Here is a 15,144-nt window from a genome sequence, read left to right on the forward strand (position 1 = left end):
CAGGAGTGCCTGTTGGAACTTTAACACGGAGAAAGCGGCAAGCAAAAAATTATTTTAAGAAAGGAAGAAAAAGGATATGGAAAACAGATTTATCCGAGCCGAAGATGTGGCTCAGGAACTAAACGTATCAAAACCTTATGCATATAAACTCATCAGACAATTAAATGAGGAATTGAAAGCAAAGGGCTTTATTACGATTGCAGGGCGTGTAAATCGCCAGTATTTTTACGAAAGGCTCTACGGAGCAGGAAAGGGGGAAATGTAAATGCCGGTATTTAAGAATGAAGATAACGGTACTTGGTATGTGATGGCAAGGTATGTGAACTGGAAAGGGGAACGCAAGCAGAAATGCAAGCGTGGCTTTGCTACCAAACGAGAAGCACAGGAATGGGAAAGAATGTTCAAATTGCAGACTTCTTCAGACCTTGATATGAGTTTTGAAGCCTTTACGGAGCTTTATATCAATGATGTGAAGAACCGTTTGAAGGAAAACACGTGGCTTACCAAAGAGCATATCATACGCACAAAGATACTTCCGTATTTCGGGAAACTGAAAATCAGCGAGATTTCCACAAAGGAGATTATTACTTGGCAGAATGAAATGCTTGCCTATCGTGATGAGAAGAAAAAGCCTTATTCACAGACGTATCTGAAAACGCTGCACAATCAGTTGTCCGCCATTTTCAATCACGCTGTCCGCTACTATGAACTGCGTTCCAATCCTGCGGCAAAGGTGGGAAATATGGGACGTGAGGAACACAAGGAAATGCTGTTCTGGACAAAGGAAGAATACAAGAAATTCTCTTTTGAGATGATGGACAAGCCTGTTTCCTTTTATGCGTTTGAAATGCTTTACTGGTGCGGTATCCGAGAGGGCGAGCTGTTAGCTTTGACTCCGGCAGATTTCAACTTTGATAAGGAAACAGTCACAATCAATAAATCCTATCAGCGTTTGAAAGGGCAGGATGTGATTACTTCTCCGAAAACGAAAAAGAGCAACCGCACGATTAAAATGCCGAAGTTTCTGTGTGAGGAAATGAAAGAATATCTCGGTATGCTTTACGGATTGAAGAAGAAAGACCGTATCTTTACGGTGACGAAAAGCTATCTTCATCACGAGATGGACAGAGGGGCAAAGGCGGCAGGCGTGAAGCGTATCCGCATTCACGATCTCCGTCACAGCCACATTTCACTCTTGATTGATATGGGCTTTTCTGCGGTGGCGATTGCTGACCGAGTTGGTCACGAAAGTATTGATATTACTTATCAGTACGCACACCTCTTTCCGTCAAAGCAGATTGAGATGGCAGAAAAATTAGATGATTTAGGGAAAGGAGATTTTGAAAATGTCAGCTAAGAACAGAGATAACAAAAATCGTTGGAGGAATATCACAGTAGGGTTTCGAGTATCGCCCGAAGAAAACGAACTCATTAACAGAGCTGTAGCTCTATCAGGATTGCCAAAACAGGAGTATTGTTACCGCCGTTGCTTAAATCAGGATGTGGTGGTACAGGGCAATCCGAGAGTGTATAAGGCGTTGAAAACGGAATTTGCCACAGTCCTTGCGGAACTGAAAAGGATTGAAGCAGGAAAAGGTGTGGATGATGAACTGCTGAGTGTAATAGAACTGATTTCCATTATTCTCGGCGGTTTGAAAGGAGAGGATGCGAATGGAGAATAAAAAAGAAATGACTATTCCAAATGTATCTGCGGCAACAGATGCGGAACAGTCACTTTCCAAATGTACTGACAATAGTATAGTCAATCAGGATACGGATTTCAAGGGGTACGAGCAATCTTTTGAAGAAATGCAAAGGGAAATACTCAGACAGTTAGACCCTTCCTATCTGAAAACAGTATCAATGACAACGCTGTATGATACGGTGTTTGAGGTTCAGACACCACTTATCGACGGTCTGCTCCAAAGGGGAACTTACCTTTTCGTAGGTTCCCCGAAAGTGGGAAAGAGCTTTATGATGGCACAGCTTGCCTATCATATCAGCACAGGCACACCGCTTTGGGAGTATAAGGTGCGTAAGGCAACGGTGCTTTATTTTGCCCTTGAAGATGATTACCCACGTTTGCAGAAGCGATTGTTTCAGATGTTCGGTGCAAAGGAGACAGGCAATCTGTATTTCGCAACGGAATGTAAAACGGTCAATGGCGGACTGGAAGAACAGATAAGAGGGTTTATGAGGGAACACCCAGACACAGGCTTGATTATCATAGACACCTTAAAGCGTGTGCGTGAAGCAGGCGGAGCAGATTACAGCTACGCAAGTGATTATGATGTTGTGGCAAGGCTGAAAGCGTTGGCAGACAGTTACAAGGTTTCAATGCTTATTGTTCATCATACACGCAAACAAAAATCGGAAGATATATTCGATATGATTTCAGGCACGAATGGTCTGATGGGTGCGGCAGACGGTGCATTTGTTCTCAGTAAGGACAAGCGTACTTCCAACAATGCCACACTTGATGTTGCTGGCAGAGACCAGCAGGATATGAAAATCCATCTTGTAAGGGACAGCGAGCGATTGGTGTGGAACTTTGCAAAATCGGAAACGGAGATGTGGAAAGAACCGCCCGAACCTCTGCTTGAGAAGATAGCGGATACGCTCTTTTCGGAAAGTGACAGATGGGAAGGAACTGCTTCGGAACTTTGCGAAAGGCTTGCGGTGGATATAAAGCCGAATGTACTTTCTTTAAGGCTCAGTATCAACGCAAGCAGGCTGTTTCGTGATTACGGTATCCGTTATCAGAACAGCCGCACACACGACGGAAGAAAGGTTTCACTTTGGAAAGAAACCGAGCAGACGGCGTGACAAACGGTGTCAAAGGTGTCAATGTTTTTGAGAGCAGCACGCTGTGAAAAACATTGTCACCATCGTCACACTTTGACACCGGATAAAGTTTAGGGGAGTGTGCAGAGAGTGCCTTTTCAAAGGCGGCTCTTTGGTCTCGCCTGCTGGCTCGGTCGGTTCGCAGGCGTGTGTGCCACCGGCACACGCTCACCCCTCGGAGAGCCTTCGGAGAACGCAAAACCTGTTTACAGGTCGCATTTTTGATGGGTGTACCCGTCAAAAGTGCTTTTGCGTTACTTTTGACAAAAGTAACAAAACCTGAGAATGTTGAAATTTACAGATGGGAGATGAAAAAATGCAGAGAACGATAAGTGCAATGGTCGGTAAAGGCTCGGTCAATCACAATAGCCGAAAGTTCCGAGCAGAAAATGTAGACGGAACTCGTACTCATCTCAATATCGACTACTGCAATGAAAATATAAAGACAGTTTATCACGAATTGTTTGATGAAGCATTGGAAAGATACAATGCCAAGCAGATAAGGTCAGACCGAAAGATAAAAGATTATTATGAAAAAATCCGAAGTTCCAAGCAGGAAAAACCGTTCCACGAAATCATTTTACAGGTGGGCGGTAAGGGAAATATGAACGCCGATACGGAAAACGGAGAACTGGCAAAGCAGATTTTAGATGAATACTATCAGGGTTTTCAGGAGCGAAATCCACAGCTTCGGGTGTTCTCGGCTCATCTGCATATGGATGAAGCTACACCACATCTGCACATAGATTTTGTACCTTTTACCACAGGCAGCAAGCGTGGACTTGATACAAGAGTGTCACTAAAGCAGGCTCTTGCAACGCAAGGTTTTAAGGGCGGCAGTCGTGGCGATACGGAGTGGTCGCAATGGATACAGTCCGAAAAAGAACAGCTTGCGGCGGTGATGGAACGTTATGGGATTGAGTGGGAACATTTAGGCACACACGAAAAACATCTTTCTGTTTTGGATTATAAAAAGCAGGAAAGAGAAAAAGAAGTGGCGGCATTAGGTGCGAAAATCGAGCAGAAACAGATTGAATTTGATGTGTTGTCGGAACGAGTATTGAACTATGATAAGGCAAAAGACGAGCTGTCAAATCTTGAAATAGAGCTTGATACTGCACCGAAATATCAGTTGCCAGAACCAGAGAAATTTATGACTGCAAAGGCATATAAAACCAAAATGGCAGAGCCGGTTGTAAGGAAATTGAAGCAACTTGTCAAAACGGTGCTTGCCCGCTGCTTTGAGGGGTGGGACAACTATCATAGGCTGAATACAGCGAATGCACAGTTATACCGCACCAATCAGCGTTTGGAGAAAGTCAATGAAAGATTGACCGAAGAAAACAAAATCCTAAAAGCAGAAAATAAAGATTACAGCCTGCTCCGTAAGGTTTTTGGTCGCAAACAGATAGATGATTTGTTGGAGCAGGCAAGAACAGTTAAAGGTCGCAAGCGTGATAATACACGATCACGATAGACAAAAATCACAGGAGGAAAAGGAAAATGACAAAGACAATTTTTGAAGAAATGGGCGGAACTTATAGACAGGTGGGTGATTATTTATTGCCGAACATCACAGTACCAGCCGAAGAAGAAATAGAGCCGATTGGTTTATGGGGGAAACGACATGCAAGGCATTTAAAGGAACACTATAAAGTGTTATATATGAACCTGCTGACAAGCGGAAAGCTGCATAGTTATCTTGCAGAAGTCGATAAGCAAGCAGAGGATATGTTTCTTCGACTGGTAAAGGAATATGCCGACAGACAAGATGTGACGGAACAATTAAAGAAAGATAATCCCTACGAATGGATTGGAAGAATGAATAATATTCAGGCTTGTGTGAGGGAAGTTGTAGGAACGGAGTTGATTTACACATAAGCGTTTTACGGTATGGTGCTCCTGCGTTTGCTGGAGTGCTGTGGTTGTGGTTGTAAAGAGGTTGTGAAAGATTGAATTTCGTAATGGTTGGATGTATAATTAGGAAGTGAAAATTTTAATTTGCACTTCCATAAGGTGAAATGTATTGACACAAAAAATACAGTATGATAGTATTGCCATTAGAAGAAAGAAAGGCACATTTTGTGTAAGGTGAGGAAATGATTAATAGATAATTTGATTTAAGTAAGACACATATAGTTATTGAGCCTGTAGAGAATAGGTTTGTTTTGTGTACGCTTAAGTTGGATTATCGCAAGAGGCATTTCCTTTGTTTTCCTTTTGGAAAAGAAATAAGGGTCTATTTAGCGAGTCTATTTTTGCGTATGCAAAAAAGACTCGTTTTTGTGTGTTCAAAATAATAATTGGCTCAGACTTCGAAAAGGAGAAACTTTAATGTTGCAGATAAAAAAATTAAATTTAACACATAAAAAAGACCTGAGAATAATTCTTAATGATTTCAACCTTGTGCTAAATGATGGAGATAAGGCAGTTATTATTGGAGAAGAGGGAAATGGGAAATCGACATTAATGAAGTGGATATACAATCCGTCGCTTGTAGAAAACTATATAGAAGCAGATGGGGAAAGGATAATGGGACACGAACGTCTTGGTTATCTTCCGCAGGAGATGCTCGATGAAGATAAGGAAAAAACAATATACGAATATTTTTCTGAAGAGGAAATATTCTGGGAGAAAACGCCTAAAGAATTGTCTGTTATTGCGGGAAAATTTGGAATGAAAAATGATTTTTTCTACAGTAACCAGACAATGGGTAGTCTTTCAGGAGGCGAAAAAGTCAAGACACAACTTATGAGGCTTTTCATTCGCGATGTTTCTGTGCTGTTGTTGGACGAACCTTCCAATGACATCGACATTGCGACGCTTACATTACTGGAAAAAATCATAAATGACTGGAAGCACATTGTGCTTTTTATTTCACACGATGAAACGCTGATAGAGCGTACTGCCAACATGGTGATACATATCGAGCAGATTATACGAAAAACAAAGGCGAGATATACCGTGGCAAAGCTTCCCTATAGACGCTATGTGGAAGAACGGCTTCATAAATTTGAAATCCAAAAACAGCGGGCACTGAGTGACCGTAGGGAGAAAAAGATTCGCGATGAAAAATATCAAAGAGTTATGCAGAGTGTACAAGGTGCATTAAGAAGTTGTACCAGACAAGCACCGTCTGTTGCCAAAAACTTAAAGGACAAAATGCATACGGTTAAGGCAATGGAACGAAGATTTGAAAAAGAAGATGAAAATATGACTCAGATGCCGGAACAGGAAGAAGCAATCTTTGTCAAATTAGGGGATGAAAACTCACACATTCCCGCAGGAAAAACGGTCATAGAATATGAACTTTCAAAGCTTGTGACTCCGGATGGCAAAAGAATTTTAGCAGAAGGAATTCATTTAAAAATAAAAGGTTCAGAAAAAATCTGTATGATAGGAGCCAACGGGGCAGGAAAAACGACTCTTCTAAAAAAGATAGCGGAAGAACTCCTAAATCGGAATGACATTAAAGCAGAATATATGCCTCAAACTTATGAAGACCTGCTGGATTTGGATGTTACACCGGTTGATTACCTTGATAAAACAGGAGATAAAGAAGAGCGTACAAGAATTAGAACATACCTTGGTTCACTTAAATACACACCAGATGAAATGGAGCATCCGATTCGGGAGTTATCAGGCGGACAAAAGGCGAAAGTGCTTCTCTTGAGGATGAGCTTAAGTGGTGCAAATGTTCTTATTCTGGATGAACCGACAAGAAATTTTTCACCATTGTCCGGTCCGGTAATAAGAAAAATGCTCCGAGAATTTCCGGGGGCTGTCATTAGCATTTCTCACGATAGAAAGTATATTGAAGAGGTGTGCGATAAAATATATCAGCTAAATCCTAATGGATTACAGCTAATTGGTGATTGATAACAAAAAGGATGAAAGACTGACAAATTTCAGGCTTTTAGTGAGTTGGAAAGCATACAAAGATTTGAATTTGGAGGATAGATTATGGTACGTACAGAAGATGCATGTGAAATTATAAAATATGCTTTGCAAAACGAAATTAAAGTATATTTAGATGGCGGATGGGGTGTTGATGCACTTCTTAAAAGAGAATCAAGAATACACAATGATATTGATTTGTTTGTTGAACTGAAACATTATCATGATTATATTTATGTGATTAAGCAGCATGGATTTGAGGAAGTAAATACTGATTATACAACGGATGGTCATACTGTCTGGAAAGATGATAAACAAAGAATCATTGATTTACATTGTTTTGAATTTACAGATGACGGAATTGTTTATGAGGGAGATATATTTCCATCAAAAACTTTTTCCGGTATTGGAAAAGTTGGAGATATAACTGTTTCTTGTATTGAACCATTGAGTCAGGTAATGCTTCATTTGGGATATGAACACGATAAAAATGATGTGCATGATGTGATGCTGTTGTGTGAAACATTTCAAATAGCAATACCAGATGAATATAAGGAAAAGTAAAATTTCAGTTTTGTGTTGAATCTCTAAGCAAAATAGCTTATAATTTGACATGCTACATATAGTTATTATCCACAGTTATCGAGTAGGTGTTATCAATGCCGATAACAAAATGATAACATTAGCTCGTATAGGCAGGATAATATGGATATATCAAATAATCAAAAGAACGAGAAACATTACAGAGAATAATTCCTAAACAAAAAGCGTTAGTCTTTGTAGAGTTTGAATAAGAAATTTAAAACATTTAGAGACCGGAAAGCCTTGAAAACAGGGCATTTCCGGTCTCTTCGTTTTTGGTGTGGTTCTATTCTGGTTCTGTTATTAGGTAGAATGGTGCAATTTTTACATGAGAGAATATTATTTTGTAAAAGCATAGTAATAATTAAAAAATCAGAAGGAAAGGTGACTCTGTGCATAGATATATTGGATTACAGATTGTTTTGGAATTTTCCAATCTTTTCCTTCTTTATAAGCCTTGATTTTACCAGAGCGAACGATTCGATAAGCTTGTGTACTTCCGATTTTTAAAAGTTCGGATAAGTCATTGATTGTGAGAATATCATCATACTGTTCAAGCATTTTTATGTATCTCCTTTAGAATGATAGAACATTTCTTTGCAAAGCGAATAATCTTTTTGATATGGGATGCCCAGTTTGAGTCAATAAGAAATGGTTGAGATGGAATATGACCTGTTGTTGAGACTACAAAATGGGCATGAAAAGAGGATTGATCTTCATGAATAGCATAGCAGGTGGGATAATATTTACCAATCATAAGTGCAAGATTATCAATAAAGGAAATAATGAAATCAAGGCGGTAGGTTGTATCAAAAGTTATCCAGAAATGCTGAAGTTTTTGCTGACAGGGAGTCTTTGAATAAAATGTAGATAAGTTAGCACGAAGGGTTTCAAATTTATGAATGATGTTTTCCTCTGTGGGAGGCCAGATACCATAGCAGAATAGAGGACAAGTATGATTATGTGTAATATAATGAATGGCATTGTAAATGGCGTCATCATTATTATAAGCGGCATCTTTAATGATAAAGTTTGCAGAAATCAAAGTTATCTAACTCCTTTCTGATTTTTTCTTTTGTGGAATCGGGGATGTTTGGATCAAGGCTTATAATATTGTAAATTTTATTTTTGGCAATGGTGTAGGATAATGTATTAGAAAAATTGCCATATGACATATATACTTGGTTTTCCTGTAAACTTATATAGGTCTCGATAGCACTGAGGATAAAATTTGAAACGGGAATATGGTTCTTTTCGGAAATTCTCTCGATTTTGGCTTTAAATTTAGGATAACAACGAGTTTTAAGTTCAGCAGATTTTGTTTTATTAGTTTTAGTTTTTGACATGATATAATCTCCTTTCGTATAGCTAGTTTTATTTTTAATGTATTACTAATTGTAAAAATAAAATGTAATATGATTTAATATTGTATATTATACTATATAATTATAATAAATATCTATATATTATATATGTATACTCTATATATAATATATAGATACATTATATATAATATATAGTATCAGCAGGTAACCGCGGGATATGGCCCAGAAATGACGATACTTCTGAAAGCACCAGATAACGGTACTTTACGGGAGAGTACGTTTGCTTTTGTGCCACAACCCCTTTTGGTTATCCTCGGTAACTTTGTTCAATAATATGTTAGTAAGTTGTAATTTTTTAAAGCATGGATTGTTAAATAAGAGTGGTGAGTGTTATATAATGATTGATTTTAAATTGTTATTGTAGTATGTAGATTGGCGGTGCTTTTGAGTGCTGCCTGTTTTTTTGACTTTAAGTAGAAAGGCATAGGATAAATATGGAAAGATCGAGAACAAATAAAGGTATAATAGAAAAACTATGGAATGGAGAATTGTATGCGGCAGAGCTGTGTAAACCGCAAGATGAAAATTATGAAAATGAGATCAAAAGGTTAGAAACTGTACATAGAAAACTATTGGCATTATTTGAGGAAGACAAAAGGAACAGTGAACTTTTGGAAGAATATGAAGAGCATCTTACTGGACTGGCTGAAATGGAAAATAAGGAAGCCTTCAAATGTGGTTTTAGCATTGCAGTTAATATGATTTTGGAGGCACTAGGGAACAAAGGGATATGATAAAACCGGATAGAAAAACTATCCGGCATTTTTATTTTATATATGAAATAGCTGATTTCAATATGTCATTCGCTGCTATTCTTTGAGTAGGAGATAATGTACTTATCAGAAGGTCTAATTCGTCAGAAGGTGAAGAGGCTTCTCTCTGAGGGCCAAAAAGGATATAATCAGCAGACAGTTCCAGCGTTTCAGAAACAGCTATCAACATTTTTAAAGACATTGCTTTTGAACCACGCTCTATCTCATATATATAATGAGGCGAAACCTCAAGTTTTTCTGCTAGAGATTCTTGAGTGTAATTTTGTTTTTTTCTTGATTGTTTAATTCTATTTCCAATAGCTATTAAATTCATATTTTGCACCCTCCAATCTATAATTTATAGGGAAAAGATACAAAAAAGAACTAGCTATTAGCTATAAAATAGTATATAATATAGCCAATAGCAATAGAATAAGAAAAGGGGTGAAAGCAAAATAATATCTGAAAACAATGTAATTATACACAGTATTTAGAGTAATTTGTTAATGCCTAAGAGGGATTGATAAGGAGGAAAAGATATGACCGGAGCAAAGAAAGAACCTCATTTTGTTGTGTATATGTGTACCTATTGTGGTAATAGAACAACAAGAAACATAAAGATGGGACACCCTCAACCTGGGCGTTGTTCGAGCAAAAATGGTGGACCGCATCATTGGATAAAAGATAGGACATATTAAAATGGAGGTATTAAAAGATGGATTTTATAGAGATGCTAGTAGGTGGGATATTGCAAGCACTCTTATCAAAGTCGGAAAAGGCTCAAGAAATTATAGGGAAAACGCAAGAGGGATTAGAAAAATATGAATCAAAAGTAAGTGGACTGGATGATGAAAGATTAGTCCACACATGGCAAGATTCCACTGATATAGTGAAAAAGACAGCATGTTTAAATGAAATGAAAAATCGGGGAATGACAGCGGAAGATTTTGAAAGATATAAACGATGACCCCAAAGTTTTTTATGTAAAATATGCAATCTTGAATTTGCTACAGGTAAGCATCATATATTTAGCACAGGAAAGGAAGATAATATTTAACGAAATTATGATGGGAGGTAATCTTATGAAGAAACTTGTAAAAAGGATCGCAACTATGGTACTTGCACTCAGTATGGTAATGGTACCTGTAACATCAACAGAAGCGGCAGCTAAAAAGAGGAACACTCCAATGTGGAAGCAACAAGATATAGCATACGACTTCACTGCAAAATGGCTTCCAAAATCCACTTATGATGTAGCACACTCAAACTGGTATATGTACGATATCAATAAAGATGGAAACATTGATCTGTTTTGGACCTATCCCGCTGGTCAGTATATGGCAGTAAAAGTTTTCACCTATAGAAGAGGAAGGGGAATGGTTAGAGCAACCAAAGAACTTCCTGGATATCTTGGAGTTAAATTTGATACAAAAAGAAAAGCCGTTATGCTATATGGCTATCAGAACTACCTCAGAAATGGTGTTGGGTATGTAAAATACTTTTATCATGTTTACAAATTCAAAGGAACTCAGTTTAAACGTACTGAGCGCTGGGAATGCAAATGGTATGAAAATAATACCAAGAGGTATTTCAAAAATGGTAAAGGTGTTTCTGAAGCTCGATATAGAGCAGCAGAAAGACGCTATGAAGCTTTATAAAAAAATAGAGATGGTGGAGAGGAAACTCTCCACCATTTTTTAAACTGAAAGTTGTTATTGTAAATCATTTTTTGATATTTCAATCGATGGATAGTGTTCTAAACTTGTTAAGTCAACATCTAATGGAGTAACGTATTCCATATAAAATTTTTCAGGATTTTTATCTTGCAATTTTTTAAGTTTATTCTTAATTTTTTCCTCCTCTGTAGAAACAAAAACCACTGATACTACTCCTACTTTTTCACTTGGATTCATTCTGCTATCTTCAACATTTCCACATAAAATCATTCTAACTGTATTCATAATAATCCTCCTCCACATATAACTTACGATTTGCACTTCAAATCGTTTTCTTCATTCTATCACAACTTCTATTGATCCGCCATCAGTTTTTCGAACCAGGTATTCATAACAATGATGAACTGGCCTGCTCCTGGCAATTCTTGCAGCATTTCGTCAAGAGTTTTCTGTTTCACATATTTCTGCACATACACCCAACGGCAACGCTACTGGCTTCTGATACAATGTCAGCTATAGTTTTGCGCATAAGCTCTTCAAATTCAGCAATTTCTTCTTTTGGGACAACATCATACAGTGTTGGTGCCTGATGACTTAATTTTACGCCATTTTCATTTACATCTTTAAGCAGATTCTTAACTTTTTCTCTTGAATCCTCCGGTACTTTCATGTACTCCCACATAAATGCTACCACATCGGACGGTGTGTCTTTTTTTAGTGGTGGTAACTGAATATAATCATTGCTTTCGCTCATTTTCATATCCTCCTCACGATATAATAAAATCAATAACTAAAACTTCCCACACCGTATCGGTGTGTTGAACCTTGAAAATTCAATTTTTCAGGTGGTGGATGAAAAGTAAGAACCGGGAAGTGGTGGAAATGCTTGATTTATAAGGGATTGAAGGCATTTGAGGTTTACAGAGAAAACCTCGTAAAGTATCGCAAAATATCACAAAACCGTGATTCAAAGTGGTAAGAAAAGTGGTAAGTCTGAGTGGTAAGCACCTGAAATGTAACGAGTGGTAAGCTTATGGGGAAAACGGTATGTTCTATTTGAATGATAACGGGAAATTAACAAAAGACTAACCATGGACTAACAAAGAACTAACCACATGTATCTTTCTTTTTCAAATAAGAGATGATAATATTATTGTGGCAAGAAAAATGACTTACAAAAAGTTACAAATATATACGGAATGACTACGGTTTGACTACGGTATTGAGACTTTTTTTGAAAAGGAAGTTATGATATTATTATCATGGAAGCAATGAACAGAGAGTAATCGAGAAAATTCGGTTGCTCTTTTTTATTGTGAAGGGGGTTACATGTGCTATAATAAAACAAATTAACAAATCGGAAGTTGTAAGGAAAAGAAAATTTGAATTTGCGCATCTATAAGGTGGAATGTGTTGACAAAAAAATACAGTATGATAGTATTGTCATCAGAAAAATGGAAGGCACATTTCGTGTAAGGTGAGGAAATGATTAATAGATAATTTAATTTAAGTAAGACACATATAGTTATTGAGACTGTAGAAAATAGGTTTATTTTTGTGTACGCTTAAGTTGGATTATCGCAAGAGGCATTTCCTTTGCTTTTCCTTAGGGAAAGTAATAAAGGTCTATTTAGCGAGTCTATTTTTGCGTATGCAAAAAAGGCTCGTTTTTGTGTGTACAAAAATAATTGACTCGTGTTTCGAAAAGGAGGAACTTTATGTTACAGATAAAGAAATTAAATTTAACACATAAAAAAGACCTGAGAGTAATTCTTGATGATTTCAACCTTGTGCTAAATGATGGAGATAAAGCAGTTATCATTGGAGAAGAAGGGAACGGAAAATCAACATTAATGAAGTGGATATATGATCCATCGCTTATAGAAAACTATATAGAAGCGGATGGGGAAAGAGTAATGGGAAACGAACGTCTTGGTTATCTTCCGCAAGAGATGCCCGATGAAGATAAGAAAAAAACCGTATACGAATATTTTTCTGAGGAAGAAATATTCTGGGAGAAAACGCCAAAAGAACTGTCTGTTATTGCAGGGAAATTTGGAATAAAAAATGATTTTTTCTACAGTAGTCAGATGATGGGGAGCCTTTCAGGAGGAGAAAAAGTCAAGGTACAACTCATGCGGCTTTTTATTCGCGATGTTTCTGTGCTATTGTTAGACGAACCTTCAAATGATATTGACATTGCGACGCTTACATTACTGGAAAAAACCATAAATGAATGGAAGCATATTGTGCTTTTTATTTCACACGATGAAACATTGATAGAGCGTACCGCCAACATGGTAATACATATCGAGCAGATTAAGCGAAAAACAGAAGCGAGATATACCGTGGCCAAGCTTCCCTATAGAAACTATGTGGAGGAACGGCTTCATAAATTTGAACTTCAAGAACAGAGGGCACTATGTGACCGTAGGGAAAAAAAGATTCGAGATGAGAAATATCAAAGAGTATCTCAGAGTGTGCAAAGCGCATTAGCAAATTGTTCCAGACAAGCGCCGTCGGTGGCAAAGAATTTGAAGGACAAAATGCACACAGTTAAGGCTATGGGGCGAAGATTTGAAAGAGAAGACGAAAATATGACGCAAATGCCGGAGCAGGAAGAAGCAATCTTTTTTAAATTAGGAGATAAAAACGCATACATTCCAACAGGGAAAACGGTCATAGAATATGAACTTTCAAAGCTAATGACTCCAGAAGGCGAAAGATTTTTGGCAGAAGGAATTTATTTGAAAATAAAAGGATCAGAGAAAATCTGTATTATAGGAGCCAACGGGGCAGGAAAAACGACTCTTCTAAAAAAGATAGCGGAAGAACTTATGAATCGGAATGATATTAAAGCAGAATATATGCCCCAAAATTATGAAGATTTGTTGGAGCTATCTGTTACACCGGTTGATTACCTTGATAAAACAGGAGATAAAGAAGAGCGTACAAGAATTAGAACATACCTAGGTTCACTTAAATACACGCCAGATGAAATGGAGCATCCTATTCGGGAGTTGTCTGGTGGACAAAAGGCGAAAGTGCTTCTTTTGAGGATGAGTTTAAGTGGTGCGAATGTTCTTATTCTGGATGAGCCTACAAGAAATTTTTCACCATTATCCGGCCCGGTAATAAGAAAAATGCTCCGAGAATTTCCAGGGGCTGTCATTAGCATTTCTCACGATAGAAAGTACATTGAAGAGGTGTGTGATAAAATATATCAGCTAAATCCTAATGGATTACAGTTAATTAGTGAGTGATAAAAAAGATGAAAGACTGACAACTTCCAATTTATAAGGATGATTCAATAATTATTTTTGCATGAAAAAAGGTGCGAAGCACCCTAGTCCGTCCAGGGCGACAGCCTTGGCCCATAGATGTGTTGTGACACATCGTATTGGGTTATTATCTGTCACACTTCGCTCAGATATCGCAGCTTTGCTACGAAAAGAAAAATTGAATTTGTAAAGAAATCGGCAGGGGCTGAAAAAGGAATCGAGAAATCGGTTCCTTTTTTTATGCCCGGAAAAGGAGAAAATTGAGATGGAAAAGAAAAAAAGTGAGAGCAACCAGGACAAATGGTCGCAAAGACAGTAATGGTGTATTCAAGGCAGGTCATAATGATCGGTCATTTAATCTTGAAAATGCAGAGCATGTTGATGCTGACAGAAGCAAATGGAATGTTTAGTGTAGAAATGGATTATCAGAGAACAAAAGCGGTACTTGGTTCAGATGTGGTGCAGTCGGCAGTGGGGACAGCGAGACAGAGGGAACAGGCGATTGAGGAACAGAGATATGCTGTAAGAAGAAAACATGATAGAGGCGCAAAGTAATTTGATACAAAAGTATGGGTGGTCGTTCTAAGAGTAGGGACGACTGCCTTTTTGTATAGATAAGAATTGCCAGAATAAGAGCAGATGGGTATAATTGAAACAATTAAACTGGAATTGAACAAAATCGCTGCGCGATGGCCTACCAAGGCTATGGCATAGCGATTTTCTTTTT

At 37.8% G+C, this 15,144-nt stretch carries 19 protein-coding genes; 13 read left to right on the forward strand and 6 right to left on the reverse strand.

Going from position 1 to position 15,144, the window contains the following annotated elements; translation table 11 throughout:
• Positions 1-76: 76 nt before the first annotated feature.
• The 8 genes from DXA57_RS13960 to DXA57_RS13995 all read left to right on the forward strand — a co-directional run bounded on the left by DXA57_RS13960 (position 77) and on the right by DXA57_RS13995 (position 7,305).
• Complete coding sequence (locus tag DXA57_RS13960) at positions 77-265, forward strand: transcriptional regulator (protein ID WP_009247528.1); 189 nt, start codon at positions 77-79, stop codon at positions 263-265.
• On the forward strand, positions 266-1,357 hold the full coding sequence (locus DXA57_RS13965) for a site-specific integrase (protein ID WP_009247527.1): 1,092 nt from the start codon (positions 266-268) through the stop codon (positions 1,355-1,357).
• Positions 1,347-1,682: a plasmid mobilization protein gene (locus tag DXA57_RS13970; protein ID WP_009247526.1), complete on the forward strand. Its 336-nt coding sequence runs from the start codon at positions 1,347-1,349 to the stop codon at positions 1,680-1,682. Before DXA57_RS13965 ends, DXA57_RS13970 begins: the two co-directional genes overlap by 11 nt.
• A complete protein-coding gene (locus DXA57_RS13975) occupies positions 1,672-2,826 on the forward strand; it encodes an AAA family ATPase (RefSeq protein ID WP_009247525.1) in 1,155 nt (384 codons plus the stop codon). Before DXA57_RS13970 ends, DXA57_RS13975 begins: the two co-directional genes overlap by 11 nt.
• Positions 2,827-3,181: 355 nt before the next feature.
• Positions 3,182-4,321: a plasmid recombination protein gene (locus DXA57_RS13980; protein ID WP_019190307.1), complete on the forward strand. Its 1,140-nt coding sequence runs from the start codon at positions 3,182-3,184 to the stop codon at positions 4,319-4,321.
• A gap of 26 nt (positions 4,322-4,347) precedes the next feature.
• Positions 4,348-4,725 (forward strand): TnpV protein, encoded by a 378-nt coding sequence (locus DXA57_RS13985; protein WP_009247523.1) that lies wholly within the window; start codon positions 4,348-4,350, stop codon positions 4,723-4,725.
• 453 nt (positions 4,726-5,178) lie between these two features.
• A complete protein-coding gene (locus DXA57_RS13990) occupies positions 5,179-6,723 on the forward strand; it encodes an ATP-binding cassette domain-containing protein (protein ID WP_009247522.1) in 1,545 nt (514 codons plus the stop codon).
• 84 nt (positions 6,724-6,807) lie between these two features.
• Positions 6,808-7,305 (forward strand): nucleotidyltransferase domain-containing protein, encoded by a 498-nt coding sequence (locus tag DXA57_RS13995; RefSeq protein ID WP_009247521.1) that lies wholly within the window; start codon positions 6,808-6,810, stop codon positions 7,303-7,305.
• Between the two features lie 390 nt (positions 7,306-7,695).
• Here the strand turns inward: DXA57_RS13995 and DXA57_RS14000 are convergent, their stop codons facing one another.
• From DXA57_RS14000 to DXA57_RS14010, 3 genes are read right to left on the reverse strand one after another with little or no spacing between them, the layout of a single operon-like run.
• Positions 7,696-7,884: a helix-turn-helix domain-containing protein gene (locus DXA57_RS14000; protein ID WP_117767924.1), complete on the reverse strand. Its 189-nt coding sequence runs from the start codon at positions 7,882-7,884 to the stop codon at positions 7,696-7,698.
• Positions 7,877-8,368: a hypothetical protein gene (locus DXA57_RS14005; RefSeq protein WP_117767925.1), complete on the reverse strand. Its 492-nt coding sequence runs from the start codon at positions 8,366-8,368 to the stop codon at positions 7,877-7,879. Before DXA57_RS14005 ends, DXA57_RS14000 begins: the two co-directional genes overlap by 8 nt.
• Complete coding sequence (locus DXA57_RS14010) at positions 8,343-8,669, reverse strand: hypothetical protein (RefSeq protein ID WP_117767926.1); 327 nt, start codon at positions 8,667-8,669, stop codon at positions 8,343-8,345. Before DXA57_RS14010 ends, DXA57_RS14005 begins: the two co-directional genes overlap by 26 nt.
• Positions 8,670-9,142: 473 nt before the next feature.
• On the opposite strand from DXA57_RS14010, the gene DXA57_RS14015 reads away from it, so the two are divergent.
• Positions 9,143-9,442: a DUF6809 family protein gene (locus DXA57_RS14015; RefSeq protein ID WP_117767927.1), complete on the forward strand. Its 300-nt coding sequence runs from the start codon at positions 9,143-9,145 to the stop codon at positions 9,440-9,442.
• Positions 9,443-9,473: 31 nt separating this feature from the next.
• Here the strand turns inward: DXA57_RS14015 and DXA57_RS14020 are convergent, their stop codons facing one another.
• The gene (locus DXA57_RS14020) at positions 9,474-9,794 is read right to left on the reverse strand and encodes a helix-turn-helix domain-containing protein (RefSeq protein WP_117767928.1); all 321 of its coding nucleotides are present in this window, start codon (positions 9,792-9,794) and stop codon (positions 9,474-9,476) included.
• 381 nt (positions 9,795-10,175) lie between these two features.
• Here DXA57_RS14020 and DXA57_RS14025 point away from each other — a divergent pair, with 381 nt between their 5' ends.
• Entirely contained in the window at positions 10,176-10,427 is a 252-nt protein-coding gene (locus DXA57_RS14025; protein WP_117767929.1) for a hypothetical protein, read from the forward strand.
• A 115-nt stretch (positions 10,428-10,542) separates the two neighbouring features.
• The gene (locus DXA57_RS14030; RefSeq protein ID WP_147345704.1) at positions 10,543-11,118 is read left to right on the forward strand and encodes a hypothetical protein; all 576 of its coding nucleotides are present in this window, start codon (positions 10,543-10,545) and stop codon (positions 11,116-11,118) included.
• Between the two features lie 54 nt (positions 11,119-11,172).
• Here DXA57_RS14030 and DXA57_RS14035 read toward each other — a convergent pair whose 3' ends face one another.
• Positions 11,173-11,421: a hypothetical protein gene (locus DXA57_RS14035; RefSeq protein WP_003697696.1), complete on the reverse strand. Its 249-nt coding sequence runs from the start codon at positions 11,419-11,421 to the stop codon at positions 11,173-11,175.
• A gap of 169 nt (positions 11,422-11,590) precedes the next feature.
• Positions 11,591-11,890: a hypothetical protein gene (locus DXA57_RS14040; protein ID WP_330423271.1), complete on the reverse strand. Its 300-nt coding sequence runs from the start codon at positions 11,888-11,890 to the stop codon at positions 11,591-11,593.
• Between the two features lie 964 nt (positions 11,891-12,854).
• Here DXA57_RS14040 and DXA57_RS14050 point away from each other — a divergent pair.
• A complete protein-coding gene (locus DXA57_RS14050) occupies positions 12,855-14,399 on the forward strand; it encodes an ATP-binding cassette domain-containing protein (RefSeq protein ID WP_117767931.1) in 1,545 nt (514 codons plus the stop codon).
• Between the two features lie 360 nt (positions 14,400-14,759).
• Positions 14,760-14,972: a hypothetical protein gene (locus tag DXA57_RS14055; protein ID WP_147345705.1), complete on the forward strand. Its 213-nt coding sequence runs from the start codon at positions 14,760-14,762 to the stop codon at positions 14,970-14,972.
• The last annotated feature ends 172 nt before the right edge of the window (positions 14,973-15,144 follow it).

It is taken from the genome of Blautia sp. OF03-15BH (assembly GCF_003463065.1).
Taxonomy (GTDB): Bacteria; Bacillota; Clostridia; order Lachnospirales; family Lachnospiraceae; genus Limivivens.